Source organism: Phyllobacterium sophorae, from assembly GCF_003010965.1.
GTDB lineage: Bacteria > Pseudomonadota > Alphaproteobacteria > Rhizobiales > Rhizobiaceae > Phyllobacterium > Phyllobacterium sophorae.
In genome coordinates, this window is record NZ_PGGM01000002.1 from 607614 (window position 1) to 622930 (window position 15317).

Here is a 15317-nt window from a genome sequence, read left to right on the forward strand (position 1 = left end):
CGTACGAAACAGCAGCCAATGCTCGTCAATTGGATGAATTTGCGCCGCCGCGTCTCACCATCTCGGCCATGGCCCGTGCTTCCGCGGTGTGCTGATCGGCTTCGAGGCCCTCCGCAACGCCGGTACGGTCACTTTCCGGGCGGTTCTGGCTGACCTTCCACTTGCCTTCGATCGCGGCGATTTCGATCTCGATGCCGATGATGCCTTTCAGCTGGGCGTCGATATAGCTTGGCGGGGCGTCATCGACCGTCCACGGCGTGGCGCGCGGCGCCTCGTTGTGGCCGGTGAGGCTCGCAACCTGGCCGGCAAGCCAGGTGCGGTCGTCGATAACCTTCGCCATGCCGCGCACCTGTACGATGGCATAGTTCCATGTGGGGACGACCTTGCCGGTCTCGCGTTTCGTCGCATACCAGGAGGGCGTCACATAGGTCTGGGCGCCCTGGAAGACGATGAGCACACGCCCGTCCTTTTCGAGATCGCGCCATTGCGGATTGGCGCGGGCGAGATGGCCGCGCAGCGTGCCCTTGGGCGAAGCTTCCGAGTCGATCAGGAATGGAATGGCATTGGCGACCGGGCCATCCGCGCCGGTCGAGATCAGCAGGCCGAGCGGATGCGCCCTGATCAGGCCGTGCTGGATTTCGAGCCTGTCCTCACGGAAATGCGGCGGCTGGTACATGCGGTTACTCCCTGCGGTTGCGGCGGGAGTTTGCCTTAAGGCCAGGTTTTGCACAAGGTTCAGGAGAAGAGAGCGAAGCGCGGCTCCCGCGCTTCGCTGCGCGCTCAGGCCGCCTGCTTGGCGTAGGCGAGAATGAAGGCGACAAGCGCGGCGATGTTGGCGAGGGTGCGCACATGGTTCCACGGCAGCCACTCGGCGAGATAGCGGGTCCATAGCGTTACGCCTTCCGGGCTCGACGGCGCAACGGCAGCCAGCGCATCATTGAGCGGAACGTTGAACACCATGGTGACGCCGATGGTGCCGGCGAGGAAGATGAGGCTGCCGATGAGCAACCATGCCGAGCCAGGCTCGGCCCATCGCAGAATGCTGACAACGCCGAGACCGAGGCAAAGCAGGGCCGTGCCGAAGAAGGCGAGGCCGAAGGTGGCGTTGAGGATCGTCACATTGATCGAGTTCATGGCGGCGATCCCCTGTTCGGGCGGCAGCTTTGCCAGCGCCGTCATGATGAAGCTGGAGAAGGCGAAGAACAGCCCGGCCATGAGACCGCTGCCGACCGCTGCGATCAGGGTGAAGAGCGGAATCAAGGCGATCATTTCGCGTTCTCCCAGATGCCGGTTGCGGCGGTCTCGCGGGCATAGTCGGCAAAATCGCGCGGTTTACGGCCGAGCGCCTTCTGCACGCCGTCGGTCACGTATTCGTTGCGCCCGTCGAGCACCACGGTGAAGAGCTCGTTGACGAGCGCGGCGATGTCGGCGGGAACCTGTTCCTGTTCGAGGCCTTGCATGAATTCCTCCGCGGTGATGGTGCGGTAGTCTATGGTGCGCCCGCTGGCCTTGGCAATCTCGGCTGTGGCCTCGGCGAAAGTCAGCATGCGCGGGCCGGTTACCTCGTAGAGCTGGCCGACATGGCGGTCATCGGTGAGGGCGGCGGTGACGATATCGGCGATGTCATCGGCATCGACGAAGGGTTCGCGCACACTGCTGACCGGCAGCGACATTTCACCGGCAAGGATCGGGCCGAGCAGCATGCTTTCGTTGAAGTTCTGCATGAACCAGCTGGCGCGGACAATGGTCCAGTCGGCACCGGAGGCCTGCAATGCCTGCTCGGCGCGCTGGGCTTCCGGTTCGCCGCGGCCCGAGAGGAGCACGAGGCGCTTGACGCCTTTGCGTACGGCAAGGCGGGCGAGATCGCCGACGGCATCGGAAGCGCCGGGAACGGCGAGGTCGGGATAATAAGTGATGTAGGCGGCCGAAACGCCTTCGAGCGCAATTGCCCAGCTTTCCGGATTCTCCCAGTCGAAGGCGGGGCTGGCGCGGCGCGATCCAATGCGGATGGGTACACCCCGCGCAATCAGCCGCTCGGCAACGCGGCGCCCGGTCTTGCCGGTACCGCCGACGATAAGGACAGGGAATTTCGAAGCGTGAAACGTCGTCATTTTCATCTCCTATTAAACGTGAGTAATTCTCATATTTGCAAATGTGATAAATCCTCATATTATAAGAGTCAAGGAAAATGTGAGGATTATTCATGAACAAGATTGCGGCGGTTGAGAGCGAAGCGGGAGCGGTGCGCCGTGAACCGATACAGAAGCGCAGCCGTGAGCGGGTGGAGCGCATTCTCGGCTGCGCCTCGACCTTGATCGAGAAGAGCGGCAGCGATGCCATGCGCATGAGCGACGTGGCAGAGATGGCGGGGATTTCGATCGGCTCGCTGTATCAATACTTTCCCGACAAGGGCGCGATCATCCGCACGCTGGCGGACCGCTACAATGTGGCCGGGCAGGTCTGCATTGCGGAGGGTCTGGCGGACGTACAGGACCGGGAAGGGTTGCGACGGGCGTTCGGCGAGCTGATCGACGTCTATTACGCAATGTTCCTTGCCGAACCGGTGATGCGCGACATCTGGTCGGGCACGCAGGCCGACAAGGCACTGCGCGACATCGATCTCGCCGACAGCCGCCTCAATGGCGCCGTGCTGGCTGCGGCACGGGAGCGGGTCGATCCCAAAGCGGACCGCGCGGAGCTGGAGACATCGAGCTTCCTGATCATGCAGCTTGGCGAAGCGACGATGCGCCTTGCAATCTCGGTGGAGCGCAAGGAGGGCGATGTGCTGGTGGAGCAATACAAACGCATGGTGCTGCGCGAAATGATGGAGGGGTAGTCATGACCAAGGCCACGATCGACACCTGCGCCGAAATTTTCCTCAATGGCGAGACGCTGGTCGAGACCATCCCGGAGACCTATCTTGCACCAGGCGCGGCGCAGGGGCAGGGCCTCCATACGCGGCGGCCGTGGGCGAGGGATGAGGTGCTGTGCGTGCTCGACGGGCAGGTGGTCGAGGCGCACCGCTATCCGGTGATTTTGACCGAGATGGAGTGGAATGCCTTGCCGGATGAGATGCTGCTGGTTCGGCCCTTGCGCACCAGCTACGGCTTTATCAATCACAGTTTTGAACCGAACCTCCAGATCGGCCCTGATTACCGGACGATCCGGGCTGTGCGTGCGATTGCTGCAGGCGAGGAACTGACGCTCGACTATGCGGCACAACCGGTGCCCACAGGCTATCTGGAGCGGGATGACACGCAGTTCATGCGTAGATCCTAGTCAGCCGCACTGGTGTTCGCGATCTCGCGGCCAAGGCGAATTGTTTCCCGGATCAGCAGCTCCAGGTCGTCGCGCCGGGTTCGGTGATTGTTGATTGCGACGCGCAGGCAATGCTGGCCATGAACAGTCGTATCCGAAATGGCTGCCGTGCCTTCTTCCTGCAGGCGCAGCATGATCTCGGTGTTGAGCGCCTTCAACATGTCGCCATCCATTCCTTCGAGGTGATAGCGGTAGCAGACGATATTGATATTTGTCGGCGCCACCAGTTCCAGCAGGGGTTCGGCCTGGATGAGCGTGGTGAGGTACCTGGCCTGCTCGATGTTCTGGTCGATCAAACGTCCGAACTTTTCGATGCCATGCTCCTTGAGCGCCATCCAGACCTTGAGGGCCCGGAAGCCGCGGGTGGTCTGCAGGCCGAAATCATGCAGCCAATTGGCCGAGGCGAGGCCGCGCGGCGTCATCTCCAGATATTCCGGCGTGACGGCAAATGTCGCGTGGTGCGCATCGGCATCCCGGATGAGTGCACAACCGGCCTCGAATGGAGCATGCAGCCATTTGTGCGGGTCAAGTGCAATGGAATCGGCAAGCTCGATTCCGGCGACGCGATATTTGTTCTCGGGAGCGATAGTGATGAGCGCGCCGATACAGCCATCGACATGAAACCACAGGTCTTCTTCCGCAGCCAGTTTCGCCAGACCTTGCAGATCGTCAATGGCCCCGGTGTTTACGGTTCCGGCCGTTCCGATCACGCAAGCTGGTTGAAATCCCCCAGCGCGATCCTCGGCGATTGCCGCACGCAATGCGGTGATGTCGATCCGCAGGCTTGCATCGGTTGAAATGCGCCGCAGAGCCCGATTCCCCAATCCCAGCGCCTCCATTGCCTTGCGGTGGCAACTGTGGATCTGATCGGAGCCATAGAAGCGCAAGGGTTTCTCCATGGCAGCGAGACCCAACTCGCGCACGTCTACGCCGGCTTTCCGGTTACGCGCCACGGCGAGGCCAATGATGTTCGCCATCGAACCGCCGCTGACCAGGGTGCCGCTGGCCGAAGCGGGGAATCCCAGCATCTCCTTGCACCAGTTGACCACCTGCTGGTCCATATAGGCTGCAGCATGGTTGCCGCCGCCAAGGTTCGACCCCTGGATTGCCGCCAGAAAATCGCCGAGCGCCCCGGTAAAATTGCTCGAACCCATATACCAGGCCCAAAAGCGGGGATGAACGTTTCCCATGGGATAGGCCATCACATTGTCGACAACCTCACGATAGATTTCCGCCAGCGGCGCTGGCTCGTGTGGCAGAGGAGATTCAAAGAATGCCTTCACCTCCGCAGGAATTTCCTGCCACACGGGGCGATTGCGGATATCACGCAGATAGCGGACGGCATCGTCGACGACCTGATGAGACAAGGCTTGCACATCGGCCCAGTCATCCGGGTCGAGCGTTTCTTCGGCAGCAGCTTTCCGCAAAGTGTCCATTCGAACCTCTCCCAAACAGCGCCCTTTGCAGGGCGGCGAAGTGAAACCTTGGCATCGAGCGCAGAGGGGGCTCTCTCCCCGAAGCGCTTCTCCGAGCCAATCGGGTGGCTCACTATGGACCGTTTGGAGTGTGTTACAAATGAAAATCCGCACCGGAAGAACGTAGCCGATCCCCAGGAACCTCGATGGTTCAGCGCCAGACGGCGGATAGGCCTTCAACCGTACAGAACATCGCATCGCCCATAAATTTCATGCCCGCCATCGCCCGGTCCGCTGCCTCAGCTTCGCCGCCGCCACAGGCGTCCTCTACCACAATCGGGATAAGGCCAAGATCGGCGCCATGGCGGACAGTGGGTTCAATGCCGATTTCGGTGGCGATGCCGCAGATGAGAAAACTCTTCAGGCCGCAATCGCGCATGGCGATGGCAAGCGGCGTCCCTTCAAAGGCCGAGAATGTGATCTTGTCGAAAATCACCTCGTCGTCGCGAACTTCAAGTTCCGGGGCAAGGGCAAAGCCGGGGCTGTCGCGCAAGAACCAGGGGTTAACATCCTCGACCGATGATTTGCGCTGCCAGGCCATCATCTGCCGGAACTGAAAGACACCCGCCATCCGTGCCGGCAAGGACATGTGCCGCATGAAAAAGACGCGTATCCCGGCGGATCGCGCAAGCTGAAGGGTGTGCAATACACGCTCCAGGATAGCGGGCCCATTTTCCAGCTGGCGCAAAATCCCGATCTGCATGTCGTAGACGACAAGCGCCGTCGTCTCTGGCCTCGTTGCCTCGGCAATGGTTTCAGGAATAGCAAGACCGTGGATATTCTGCATTGGCCGTCCTCCTCTTGTCTCCAAGCGATCGAGTTCGAGTCGCTGTTCCCAGGGTCACGTTAGCACGACCACACCGGGAAAAAAGTGCGAGCTTCGCGGTCGGCTTATGGAGAGATCGAGCGCGGAATCGCCAGCATTTCCTCAATCTCACGTCATGCAGATTGAGAAACACTTGCCTCATCCGGCGGATTGCACTAGCCAATGTAAAGATATTTTTAGCTACGAATGACAGGCCAGCATGACTCTCGTTGATACCCGTACGCCCGAACCCAAGCGTTTCATTTCCGGTGCCACAGGCGATTGGGAGATCGTCGTCGGCATGGAAGTTCACGCCCAGGTTACATCCAATTCGAAACTGTTTTCCGGCGCGTCGACGACTTTCGGCGCCGAGCCGAATGAGAATGTGTCGCTGGTCGATGCGGCGATGCCCGGGATGTTGCCGGTGATCAATGAATGGTGCGTGCGCCAGGCGATCCGCACGGGGCTCGGCCTCAAGGCGCAGATCAACCTCAAGTCGGTTTTTGATCGCAAGAATTATTTCTATCCCGATCTGCCGCAGGGCTATCAGATTTCGCAGTTCAAGCAGCCCATCGTCGGTGAGGGCAAGATGATCATTTCGGTCGGCCCCGATAAGAAGGGCGAGTTCGAAGACATCGAAATCGGCATCGAACGCCTGCACCTGGAACAGGACGCGGGCAAGTCTTTACACGACCAGAACCCGACCATGTCCTACGTCGATTTGAACCGGTCCGGTGTCGCACTGATGGAAATCGTCTCCAAGCCGGATATGCGCTCGTCCGATGAGGCAAAAGCCTACCTTACCAAACTGCGGACCATCGTGCGTTATCTGGGCACGTGCGACGGCAACATGGACGAAGGCTCGATGCGCGCCGATGTCAACGTTTCCGTGCGCCAGCCAGGCGGCGAATTCGGTACGCGCTGCGAAATCAAGAACGTCAACTCGATCCGTTTCGTCGGACAGGCCATCGAGTACGAAGCGCGTCGTCAGATCGCGATCCTCGAAGACGGCGGGTCGATTGATCAGGAAACACGGCTGTTCGACCCGGTGAAGGGCGAAACACGCTCCATGCGTTCCAAGGAAGAGGCGCATGATTATCGCTATTTCCCCGATCCCGATCTACTGCCGCTCGAATTCGAGCAGGCATATGTCGATGAGCTGAAGGCCGATCTGCCGGAGTTGCCGGACGACAAGAAAGCCCGCCTGGTCTCTGAGCTGGGCCTGTCTGTCTATGATGCGTCGATCCTCGTGACCGAGAAGGCGATTGCCGATTACTACGAGGCGGTAGCCAATGGGCGGGATGGCAAGCTTTCCGCCAACTGGGTGATCAATGATCTGCTCGGTGCGTTGAACAAGGCTGGCAAGGGCATTGAGGAATCGCCGGTTTCGCCGACGCAGCTTGGCGCAGTGATCGACCTTATCAAGGAAGGCACGATTTCGGGAAAGATCGCCAAGGATCTATTCGAGATCGTCTGGAATGAGGGCGGTGACCCGCGCGAGCTGGTTGAAAGCCGCGGCATGAAGCAGGTTACGGACACCGGTGCGATCGAAAAAGCGATCGACGACGTTATTGCTGCCAATCCGGACAAGGTCGAGCAGGCCAAGGCAAAGCCCAGCCTCGCCGGCTGGTTTGTCGGACAGGTGATGAAATCGACGGGCGGCAAGGCCAATCCGCAAGTCCTCAGCGATCTGGTCAAGTCCAAGCTCGGGATCGTCGAATAGATGTGGGTCCGCAGCGCTACGAAAGAAGATCTGAATGCTGTGCGCGACATGCTGGTCGAAACCTGGCACGCGACCTATGACGATGTCTACGGGGTTGAGAAAGTCAACGCGATCACCGATCGCTATCACTCGCTGGACGCTTTGAAGAAGCAGTTGGCCAAGCCTTATTCGGAATTCATCATCGCTGACGATGGCGCCGACATTCTGGGCATGGCCTACGCATCCCAGAAGGATCACAAGCTGTCGATCCTCAACCAGCTCTACGTCCATCCCGAACATCAAAAGCAGGGCGTCGGATCGCTGCTTCTGGCCGAGGTCGAAAGTGCTTTCCCCGGCGTCTTTGCGCTGCAGCTTGAAGTTATCGAGCAGAATCAAAACGCTATCAGATTTTATGAAAGCAGGGGATTCGAACGCACCAATGGCCGCATCGACAATTGGGGCGAGCCGAATTCGGGCATCTCCGCCGTAGTGCTGGAGAAATCGCTGACCGGGTATGAGCTGGCACCGTGACAATTGATACGGAACTGATGTTTAGGCAGGCCGTGCGCAAAGATCTGCCGGCTTTAGTCGAGTTATTTGCCGATGATTCCATTGGAGGCCATGGTGATACGACTGATCCGGCGGCTTTACCGCTTTACGAAAGTGCTTTTGCAGCGATCCAGGCGAGCCCGAATGATCTCCTGTTTGTTGGCGTTCTAAAAGATGAAATCGTTGCTACCGCGCAGGTGACCTTCATTACCTCGCTTACCGGGCGCGGAACGAGGCGAATGGCCATCGAGGCCGTGCAAACGCGCGCTGACATGCGCAGCAGGGGCATCGGTGCGCGGTTGATCAACCACTGCCTTGATGTCGCTCGAGAGCGCGGTATTGCGCTGGTGCAATTGACATCAAATGCCAAACGTCCCGATGCGCACCGCTTTTATGAGAGGCTCGGATTTGAAAAGACCCATGCGGGTTTCAAGTTAAGGCTGGAACCTGCTCGCGCGTCAACTTGACCCTTGCTATCGCGCAATGATACGGCCATAAACCGTTGAGTTGCCATAGTAGTATGGATTGAACGACATCGTTCGAGGATTGCCATGAAGACCTTCTTTACTCAGTTTTTCACCTGGTGGAATGGACAGACGCTCGGTACGCGCTTCTTCACCTGGCGCAAGGGTACCAAGGTCGGCGAAGACCAGTTCGGCAACGTCTATTATGAAGGCACGTTCGATTCCGAGGGCCGCAAGCGCCGCTGGGTGATCTACAATGGCTACGCCGAAGCGTCGGCCATTCCTGCTGGCTGGCACGGATGGATGCATCACAGGGTTGAAACGCCTCCTTCCCGCGAAGACTACAAGCCATATGGCTGGGAAACGAATCACCAGCCTAATCTAACCGGCTCAGCAGCCGCATACCGTCCGAAGGGTTCGATTGCACATGGCGACAATCGCCCGACCGTGACAGGTGATTACGACGCCTGGACGCCCGGTTCTTGATCCGATCTTCTTCTGCCACAATTGGTCATTATCGACGGGCTGGAATCGCAGTCTCCCTTGGCAACAGCTGAAACCGGAAGTGAAATGATCCGTTCGACTCTGTCCTTTCTCTTCCGTCAGAAGATTCGCCTTGTTGCAGCCGGACTGATCGCTGGAATGATCCCCGCGACACTTGCGACGCGGGCCTTGGCCGACGAAAAGATTACCAATCCAATTGCCGTCTTTTCCGGTCTCGACAAGATTACAGGCCGTATCACGACCTTCGACGTCTATATCGACGAGACCGTGCAGTTCGGTGCGCTGCAGCTGACGCCGCGCGCCTGTTATACGCGTCCCGATACGGAAGCACCGAAGACGGATACGTTTGTCGAAGTGGATGAAATCACGCTCGACCGCAAAATCCGCCGGATTTTCTCCGGCTGGATGTTTGCCGACAGTCCCGGCCTCAACGCCGTGGAGCATCCTGTCTATGACGTCTGGCTGAAGAGCTGCAAGCAGAAGTCCGACGTTCCCGCGCCTGACAAGGGGTAGGCCCCGCTACGCCGGTGCGGACCAGGGCCATTGTGAGGTGGCCCGTCAGCCGGCCTTCGGGCAGTTGACCATCCACGGTGTGCCGAATTGATCGACAAGCATGCCAAACCGTAGCGCCCAAGACGTTTCGGTGATCGGCAGTATGACGGTTGTAGCGTCCTTTGACAGCGCGGCGAACAGGCTTTCGGCCTCGCCTGGGGTGTCCGTGTGAAGGGCAACGCTCATGCCTTGTGCCTTCTGGAAATTGGGAGAAGGATCGTCCGATCCCATCAGAACGTTGTCGCCGAACTTCAGCGATACATGCATGATTTTCTTTGCGGATTCGGGCGAATGATCGCCGCTCTCCGGCATTTCGTCAAATCGGATCATGGCCTCGATCTTGCCACCTAAAACGTCTTCGTAAAACTTGAATGCTTGTTCGCATTGACCGTCAAAAAGCAGATATGGGTTGATTTTCACGGCAGGTCTCCTTTTGTGGTTGGGGTCTTCCCGGTCCAAGGACGAACGTCAGGCAGTCAGTCCGACATCCCGGCAAAAATTTATTGGATTGCACTAAGCGCTGGCGGGAATGCTCCAGGCTAGCACGGCAATGTGATGGTTATGTTGCTCTAGAATTCAGCCGGCTGGGCCAAAGCATTTTCCAGCATTTTCTGGTACTGCCGTCGCGGGATCTCGACCGCACCAAAAGTCTCCAGGTGATTGGTGGTGAATTGGGTGTCGAGCAGCGTGAAGCCTTTGTCGATCAGATGGCCGACGAGATGGACGAGGCAGACTTTCGATGCATCCCGTTCGCGTGAGAACATGCTCTCGCCGAAAAAGGCCGAACCCAAGGCGATGCCATAGAGCCCGCCGGCCAGCTTTCCGTCGTGCCATGCTTCGACCGTGTGGCAATAGCCAAGTTCGAACAGCTTGCCATACGCCTCGCGGATGGGGGCATTGATCCAGGTGCGGGCGCGTTCGCCGCTACCGCTGGCGCAGCCGTCAATGACGCCGGCGAAATCCGTATCATAGCGAATGTCGAAACGCGCCTGGCGGACAACCTTGCGCAGGCTGCGTGATACATGAAAATTCTCAAAGGGGATGATGCCGCGCTTTTCCGGACGTACCCAGAAGATTTCGGGGTTGTCTGCCTCTTCGGCCATAGGAAAGACCCCGGTTGCGTAGGCGCGCAACAGCAATGCGGGGTCAATTCTGAATATCTCTTCCGGGTCTCTACCCGACATACCTATTCTTCTGCTGTGTCAGCTGTATCGCCAGCCAGATATTTCTCGAGCCAATGAATATCATAATCACCGTTGGCAATGTCGGGATTGTTGATCAAATCCTGAAAAAGCGGCAGGGTCGTCTTGATCCCGTCGACAACGAACTCATCCAGGGCCCGCCGCAGACGCATCATGCATTCAACCCGGTTGCGGCCGTGGACGATCAGTTTGCCGATGAGGCTGTCGTAGTATGGCGGGATCTTGTAGCCCGTATAAACACCGGAATCGACACGAATGCCGAGACCACCGGGCGTATGGAAATGAGTGATCTTGCCAGGTGAAGGCGTGAAGGTCCGCGGGTCTTCGGCGTTGATGCGGCATTCGATGGCATGGCCGGAGAAACGGATGTCTTCCTGGGTTACCGACAGTCCGCCGCCGGAGGCGACACGGATCTGTTCGTGGACGAGATCAATGCCGGTGATGGCTTCGGTCACGGGATGCTCGACTTGAAGGCGGGTGTTCATTTCAATGAAATAGAACTCGCCATTCTCGTAGAGAAACTCGATGGTACCGGCGCCGCGATATCCCATGTCGGCCATGGCATTGGCGCAGATCATGCCGATCCGCTCGCGTGCATCGGAATTGAGGGCAGGTGAGTTGGCCTCTTCCCATACCTTCTGGTGGCGGCGCTGCAACGAACAGTCGCGTTCGCCGAGATGCACAGCCTTGCCATTGCCGTCGCCCATGACCTGGACTTCGATATGGCGCGGTTTCTGCAGGTACTTCTCGATATAGACCGCATCGTCGCCGAAGGCGGCACCAGCCTCGGAGCGCGCAGTCGACAGCGCAATCGACAGCTCGTCCTCATTCAGCGCGACCTTCATGCCGCGGCCACCGCCGCCGGCTGAGGCCTTGATGATGACCGGATAACCGATCTCGGCGCAGATGCGGGCTGCTTCCTTGTCGTCGGTGACGCCGCCATCCGAACCGGGAACGACCGGAATGCCGAGACGTTTTGCGGTCCGCTTGGCCTCGATCTTGTCGCCCATGACGCGGATATGCGCAGCGGTCGGGCCGATAAAAGTGATGTTATGGGCCTCAAGGATTTCAGCAAACTTGGCGTTTTCCGAAAGGAAACCGTAACCAGGATGGATCGCATCTGCGCCGGTAATTTCGCAGGCAGCAACAATCTGGTGGATATTCAGATAGCTTTCGCGCGAAGGAGGCGGGCCGATACAGACGCTCTCGTCGGCTAGGCGGACATGCATGGCGTCAGCGTCGGCAGTCGAGTGCACGGCGACTGTCTGGATGCCGAGTTCCTTGCACGCACGCAGGACGCGCAGAGCAATTTCGCCACGATTGGCTATGAGAATTTTCTGAAACATCACGCTCTCGATCTGGCCCTTACTCGATCACAACCAGCAACTCGCCGTATTCGACTGGCTGGCTATCGGTGACGAGGATGGCGGTAACAGTACCGGCGCGCGGCGAGGGGATCTGGTTCATTGTCTTCATCGCTTCGATGATCAGAAGCGTCTGGCCCTCCTTGACCTGCGTTCCAACCTGTATGAAGTCGCGCGCGCCCGGCGCGGGCGCAAGATAAACAGTCCCGACCATAGGCGACGGAATGGCATTCTTCGATGGATCGCTGGCCGGTGCGGCAGCCGCCGGAGCAACAGGAGCGGCAGCGGGGGCTTGTGCGTAGACCGCCTGAGGCGCTGCAGCCTGAACCGTGACCTGCCGCGAAACGCGAATGCGAAGGTCGCCCTGTTCGATCTCGATATCGGTGAGGTCCGTCTCGTTCAGGATTTCCGCAAGATCGCGGATCATGACCTTGTCGATCCCGGTGTTTCTGCTAGCCATGCTTTTTCAAGCCCCTTATTTCTATTTGGCGGTCTGCGCTATTGCGACGCCGCCAGCTTGATGAGTGCGCGCAGGCCCATCACGTAGCCATCGACCCCGAAGCCACATATCACCCCTTTAGCCAAAGGGGAAACGTAAGAGTGATGACGGAATGACTCGCGCGCGTGAATATTGGAAAGATGAACTTCCACCAGCGTGACAGCGGCCGCGCGGATGGCATCATGCAATGCGATGGATGTATGCGTGTAGGCGGCGGGATTGATCAATACCAATGCCTTCTGCTCGCCTGCTTCCTGAATCCAGCTGACCAGATCACCCTCATGATTGGACTGGCGAAAGATGATTTCAACCCCGAGGGACTCACCTTCTGCGCGGCACAAAGCCTCGATATCGCTCAATGTCGCGGCGCCATAGATCCCCGGTTCACGCTTTCCAAGCATGTTGAGGTTCGGGCCGTTGAGGATGAAAATCTGCTGCTTCATGATGTACCGGACGGTTCGAGGTTCTGGTCCCATATAGACGGCTTATCGGCAAGCGAAAAGCCTGCAAAGTCACGTTATTGCTTGTCCACAAAGGGTTTTCGCAGGCAGAAGTAAATATTAACTCTATTTGTTGCGAATATGGCTGATCTTCTCGGCCAGCGCGTCGGCGCCAAGTGCACCAGGAACAACCTCATTGCCTACGACATATGACGGTGTGCCGGTGATGCTCAGGCTGTTCGCCAGGTCATAGTTGTCGCGGAAAGCCTGCGTAACCTCAGGCGACTTCATCTTCTCGCGTAGCTGTGCCTCACTGGCGCCAAGTTTGACCGCAATCGCCATCGCGGATTCTTCAGTCGCGCGACCCTCACCGCCCAGCAGATCACGGTGGAACTCAAGGTATTTATCTGGCATCACCGCCTTGAATGCCTTTGCAACAATATGCGCACGAGTTGAATCCGCACCAAGGATCGGGAATTCCTTCATGACGAAGCGCAGGTTCGGATCGCTCTGCAGTAGCGCATCCATGTCCGGCAATGCCTTTTTGCAATAGCCGCAATTGTAGTCGAAAAACTCGACGATCGTCACGTCACCATTCGGATTGCCGAAGACGGCGTCCATCGGCGACAGAAAGATCTTGTCCCTGTTTTCGCTGATAACCTGCGTCGAGGCTTCCTTCTGAGCTGCCTCCTGCTTGGCGTTGAGAGCTGTTTGGACTTCGATCATTACCTCGGGATTGTTGATGAGGTAGTTCCGCACGATCCCTTCAATTTCTGCCCGGTCTGTGGTCGCGGCCGTGATCGTTGACATGTCAGGTGCAGCGCTGACCAAGTCAGTCCGCCCCGCCTGGTAGCCGAGAGCGAGCGCAGCAACGCCGGCAAGACCGGCGGCTGCAGCAACCAGAGTGACTTTTGTCATAGTGAACTGTCCTTTTCAAATCCTGTTTTGCAACGAACGCGGACTGCCGCGTCTCACTTGCGCTTGGTCTTGGTGCTGATGATATCCTGAGCCTGTATCCACTCGGGTGAGCCACTTTTCAAGCCACGCTGTGCGCGAGTAGCAAAGATTTGCGCTTCCTGGATCTTGCCGGAATAGTATTTTTCTTCCGCACTGGCCAGATCGGAACGGGGCATGTCACCCAGTTGGCCATAGGCTTGCGCCAGGTAACCGTAACCAGCAGGAGACTCGCGGTCCCGGCCGATACCTGCCTTGATTTCGTTAATCGACGCCTTCAGATTGGCTGGCGTTCCCGTTAGCATCAATGCCCGGCCATAGCTCATGCGGATCAGGCTGGACTTACGCGAATCGAGTGTGCCGGCCTTTTGAAATGCTGTAGCCGCATCCGCCGCTTTATTTTGCTTCAGCAGAATTTCCCCCCTTATTTCCTGGAAATAAGGGTTCTTCGGCTGTTCCTTGATCAGCGCATCGATCTTAGAAAGTGCTGATTGCGAAGAACCGTTGAGATACGTCGCAATAGCATCGCCGTAACGTGCGCCGATATTGCGCGGGTCCTTGCGGAATGTCTGCAGGACACTGGCTCCGCCACCGGTATAGGCGGCGATTTTGCCGCGCATGAGGTCGTGACGCTGTTGCAAGGCAGGGCTGTCCAGCTTGTCGAAGTAGGGACTCGCCCGCGCCAGTGTTTCAAGATTGGCAATGCGTTCTCGCGGCAAGGGGTGACTGATCCGATACGGATCCATGCGTGTACCGGTCAGCGACAGCGCGCTGGAAAAACGTTCAAACGTCGTCAGCATGCCCTTGGCGGATTGTCCGGTGCTTGCAAGGTAGGTGATGGCGGAACGGTCTGCCGCCATCTCTTCCGTCCGCTGATAGTTGAGCAAGCTTCGCATGGCGACTTCCGTACCACCCATGGCGACGCCCGCGCCAGCCTGCGCGAGCCCGCCCTGGCGGCTGGCGGCACCGGCAACCATAGCGCCTGCTCCGAGCAAACCTGCCACGACAGCCATGGTCTTGGCATTAGCCAGTTGTTCTCGAAGCTTGAATTGGTGACCGCCGGCAAGATGACCAGTCTCATGCGCGAGAACACCGATGATTTCGTTAGGCGTTTCGGCCTGGAGCAGGGCACCGGTGTTAATGAAAATGCGGCGGCCGTCGACAAACGCGTTGAAACTGGGGTTGTTGACCAGGACAATGCGGATTGCCTGCTTGCCAAGGCCCGCCGTCTTGACGATGGGAGTAGCATAATCGGTGACCAGTGCCTCAATCTCCGCATCACGAACGATTGGCACGGATCTCGATTGAGCCCTGGCGACAGACGTTTGCCCGATAGCCAGCGCGCACGCGGTGAGTAGGGTAAGGAGACTGCGCATCGCCGCAGCAATCGATTGACTTGAACTGATCTTTTGGAATGCAATCATGTCCTATTCGTACCCAAATCGACATTTGAAAGAAAGAGAGGCTTGTAACGCTCCCCACTTTGTGA

At 58.3% G+C, this 15317-nt stretch carries 19 protein-coding genes; 7 read left to right on the forward strand and 12 right to left on the reverse strand.

Annotation, left to right across the window (positions count from 1 at the left end; genetic code table 11):
- Nucleotides 1-25: 25 nt before the first annotated feature.
- The 3 genes from CU103_RS06925 to CU103_RS06935 all read right to left on the reverse strand — a co-directional run bounded on the left by CU103_RS06925 (nt 26) and on the right by CU103_RS06935 (nt 2111).
- The gene (locus CU103_RS06925; RefSeq protein WP_106663158.1) at nt 26-676 is read right to left on the reverse strand and encodes an FMN-binding negative transcriptional regulator; all 651 of its coding nucleotides are present in this window, start codon (nt 674-676) and stop codon (nt 26-28) included.
- Between the two features lie 104 nt (nt 677-780).
- The gene (locus CU103_RS06930) at nt 781-1269 is read right to left on the reverse strand and encodes an anthrone oxygenase family protein (RefSeq protein ID WP_106663159.1); all 489 of its coding nucleotides are present in this window, start codon (nt 1267-1269) and stop codon (nt 781-783) included.
- Nucleotides 1266-2111, reverse strand: coding sequence for an NmrA family NAD(P)-binding protein (locus tag CU103_RS06935; RefSeq protein WP_106663160.1), 846 nt, complete (start codon nt 2109-2111; stop codon nt 1266-1268). The genes CU103_RS06930 and CU103_RS06935 overlap by 4 nt, the downstream gene beginning before the upstream one ends.
- Before the next feature lie 92 nt (nt 2112-2203).
- Here CU103_RS06935 and CU103_RS06940 point away from each other — a divergent pair, with 92 nt between their 5' ends.
- A complete protein-coding gene (locus CU103_RS06940; RefSeq protein ID WP_106663161.1) occupies nt 2204-2836 on the forward strand; it encodes a TetR/AcrR family transcriptional regulator in 633 nt (210 codons plus the stop codon).
- 2 nt (nt 2837-2838) lie between these two features.
- The gene (locus CU103_RS06945; protein ID WP_106663162.1) at nt 2839-3279 is read left to right on the forward strand and encodes an SET domain-containing protein-lysine N-methyltransferase; all 441 of its coding nucleotides are present in this window, start codon (nt 2839-2841) and stop codon (nt 3277-3279) included.
- Here the strand turns inward: CU103_RS06945 and CU103_RS06950 are convergent.
- Together CU103_RS06950 and CU103_RS06955 are read right to left on the reverse strand one after the other, a co-directional pair.
- A complete protein-coding gene (locus tag CU103_RS06950) occupies nt 3276-4754 on the reverse strand; it encodes a pyridoxal phosphate-dependent decarboxylase family protein (protein ID WP_106663163.1) in 1479 nt (492 codons plus the stop codon). The two genes, CU103_RS06945 and CU103_RS06950, sit on opposite strands and share 4 nt — an antisense overlap.
- Nucleotides 4755-4944: 190 nt before the next feature.
- Complete coding sequence (locus CU103_RS06955; RefSeq protein ID WP_245448639.1) at nt 4945-5580, reverse strand: cysteine hydrolase family protein; 636 nt, start codon at nt 5578-5580, stop codon at nt 4945-4947.
- 238 nt (nt 5581-5818) lie between these two features.
- Here CU103_RS06955 and gatB point away from each other — a divergent pair, with 238 nt between their 5' ends.
- The 5 genes from gatB to CU103_RS06980 all read left to right on the forward strand — a co-directional run bounded on the left by gatB (nt 5819) and on the right by CU103_RS06980 (nt 9330).
- Nucleotides 5819-7321, forward strand: coding sequence for an Asp-tRNA(Asn)/Glu-tRNA(Gln) amidotransferase subunit GatB (gatB, locus tag CU103_RS06960; RefSeq protein WP_106663164.1), 1503 nt, complete (start codon nt 5819-5821; stop codon nt 7319-7321).
- Nucleotides 7322-7831 carry a GNAT family N-acetyltransferase gene (locus CU103_RS06965; protein ID WP_106663165.1) on the forward strand — a complete coding sequence of 170 codons (510 nt, stop codon included), beginning with the start codon at nt 7322-7324 and terminating at the stop codon, nt 7829-7831.
- Between the two features lie 17 nt (nt 7832-7848).
- On the forward strand, nt 7849-8316 hold the full coding sequence (locus CU103_RS06970) for a GNAT family N-acetyltransferase (protein WP_106663350.1): 468 nt from the start codon (nt 7849-7851) through the stop codon (nt 8314-8316).
- A gap of 84 nt (nt 8317-8400) precedes the next feature.
- Nucleotides 8401-8799, forward strand: a complete 399-nt coding sequence (locus CU103_RS06975) for an NADH:ubiquinone oxidoreductase subunit NDUFA12 (RefSeq protein ID WP_106663166.1) — start codon at nt 8401-8403, stop codon at nt 8797-8799.
- A gap of 156 nt (nt 8800-8955) precedes the next feature.
- Nucleotides 8956-9330 carry a DUF2155 domain-containing protein gene (locus tag CU103_RS06980; RefSeq protein ID WP_425350575.1) on the forward strand — a complete coding sequence of 125 codons (375 nt, stop codon included), beginning with the start codon at nt 8956-8958 and terminating at the stop codon, nt 9328-9330.
- A 45-nt stretch (nt 9331-9375) separates the two neighbouring features.
- Here CU103_RS06980 and CU103_RS06985 read toward each other — a convergent pair whose 3' ends face one another.
- From CU103_RS06985 to CU103_RS07015, 7 genes are all read right to left on the reverse strand, one after another.
- Nucleotides 9376-9789, reverse strand: coding sequence for a VOC family protein (locus CU103_RS06985; protein ID WP_106663168.1), 414 nt, complete (start codon nt 9787-9789; stop codon nt 9376-9378).
- Nucleotides 9790-9938: 149 nt separating this feature from the next.
- Entirely contained in the window at nt 9939-10508 is a 570-nt protein-coding gene (gene aat, locus CU103_RS06990) for a leucyl/phenylalanyl-tRNA--protein transferase (protein WP_280954582.1), read from the reverse strand.
- 47 nt (nt 10509-10555) lie between these two features.
- Complete coding sequence (accC, locus tag CU103_RS06995) at nt 10556-11917, reverse strand: acetyl-CoA carboxylase biotin carboxylase subunit (protein ID WP_106663170.1); 1362 nt, start codon at nt 11915-11917, stop codon at nt 10556-10558.
- A 19-nt stretch (nt 11918-11936) separates the two neighbouring features.
- Nucleotides 11937-12395: an acetyl-CoA carboxylase biotin carboxyl carrier protein gene (gene accB / locus CU103_RS07000; protein WP_106663171.1), complete on the reverse strand. Its 459-nt coding sequence runs from the start codon at nt 12393-12395 to the stop codon at nt 11937-11939.
- 38 nt (nt 12396-12433) lie between these two features.
- The gene (gene aroQ / locus CU103_RS07005; RefSeq protein ID WP_106663172.1) at nt 12434-12877 is read right to left on the reverse strand and encodes a type II 3-dehydroquinate dehydratase; all 444 of its coding nucleotides are present in this window, start codon (nt 12875-12877) and stop codon (nt 12434-12436) included.
- A 123-nt stretch (nt 12878-13000) separates the two neighbouring features.
- The gene (locus CU103_RS07010) at nt 13001-13792 is read right to left on the reverse strand and encodes a DsbA family protein (RefSeq protein ID WP_106663173.1); all 792 of its coding nucleotides are present in this window, start codon (nt 13790-13792) and stop codon (nt 13001-13003) included.
- 53 nt (nt 13793-13845) lie between these two features.
- Nucleotides 13846-15252 carry a M48 family metalloprotease gene (locus CU103_RS07015; protein WP_106663174.1) on the reverse strand — a complete coding sequence of 469 codons (1407 nt, stop codon included), beginning with the start codon at nt 15250-15252 and terminating at the stop codon, nt 13846-13848.
- Between the last annotated feature and the right edge of the window lie 65 nt (nt 15253-15317).

Coding starts and splice junctions, on each gene's coding strand:
- CU103_RS06925 (WP_106663158.1), bottom strand. CDS start 676: ATGTACCAGCCGCCGCATTTCCGTGAGGACAGGCTCGAAATCCAGCAC.
- CU103_RS06930 (WP_106663159.1), bottom strand. CDS start 1,269: ATGATCGCCTTGATTCCGCTCTTCACCCTGATCGCAGCGGTCGGCAGC.
- CU103_RS06935 (WP_106663160.1), bottom strand. CDS start 2,111: ATGACGACGTTTCACGCTTCGAAATTCCCTGTCCTTATCGTCGGCGGT.
- CU103_RS06940 (WP_106663161.1), top strand. CDS start 2,204: ATGAACAAGATTGCGGCGGTTGAGAGCGAAGCGGGAGCGGTGCGCCGT.
- CU103_RS06945 (WP_106663162.1), top strand. CDS start 2,839: ATGACCAAGGCCACGATCGACACCTGCGCCGAAATTTTCCTCAATGGC.
- CU103_RS06950 (WP_106663163.1), bottom strand. CDS start 4,754: ATGGACACTTTGCGGAAAGCTGCTGCCGAAGAAACGCTCGACCCGGAT.
- CU103_RS06955 (WP_245448639.1), bottom strand. CDS start 5,580: ATGCAGAATATCCACGGTCTTGCTATTCCTGAAACCATTGCCGAGGCA.
- gatB (WP_106663164.1), top strand. CDS start 5,819: ATGACTCTCGTTGATACCCGTACGCCCGAACCCAAGCGTTTCATTTCC.
- CU103_RS06965 (WP_106663165.1), top strand. CDS start 7,322: ATGTGGGTCCGCAGCGCTACGAAAGAAGATCTGAATGCTGTGCGCGAC.
- CU103_RS06970 (WP_106663350.1), top strand. CDS start 7,849: ATGTTTAGGCAGGCCGTGCGCAAAGATCTGCCGGCTTTAGTCGAGTTA.
- CU103_RS06975 (WP_106663166.1), top strand. CDS start 8,401: ATGAAGACCTTCTTTACTCAGTTTTTCACCTGGTGGAATGGACAGACG.
- CU103_RS06980 (WP_425350575.1), top strand. CDS start 8,956: ATGATCCCCGCGACACTTGCGACGCGGGCCTTGGCCGACGAAAAGATT.
- accC (WP_106663170.1), bottom strand. CDS start 11,917: ATGTTTCAGAAAATTCTCATAGCCAATCGTGGCGAAATTGCTCTGCGC.
- accB (WP_106663171.1), bottom strand. CDS start 12,395: ATGGCTAGCAGAAACACCGGGATCGACAAGGTCATGATCCGCGATCTT.
- aroQ (WP_106663172.1), bottom strand. CDS start 12,877: ATGAAGCAGCAGATTTTCATCCTCAACGGCCCGAACCTCAACATGCTT.
- CU103_RS07010 (WP_106663173.1), bottom strand. CDS start 13,792: ATGACAAAAGTCACTCTGGTTGCTGCAGCCGCCGGTCTTGCCGGCGTT.
- CU103_RS07015 (WP_106663174.1), bottom strand. CDS start 15,252: ATGATTGCATTCCAAAAGATCAGTTCAAGTCAATCGATTGCTGCGGCG.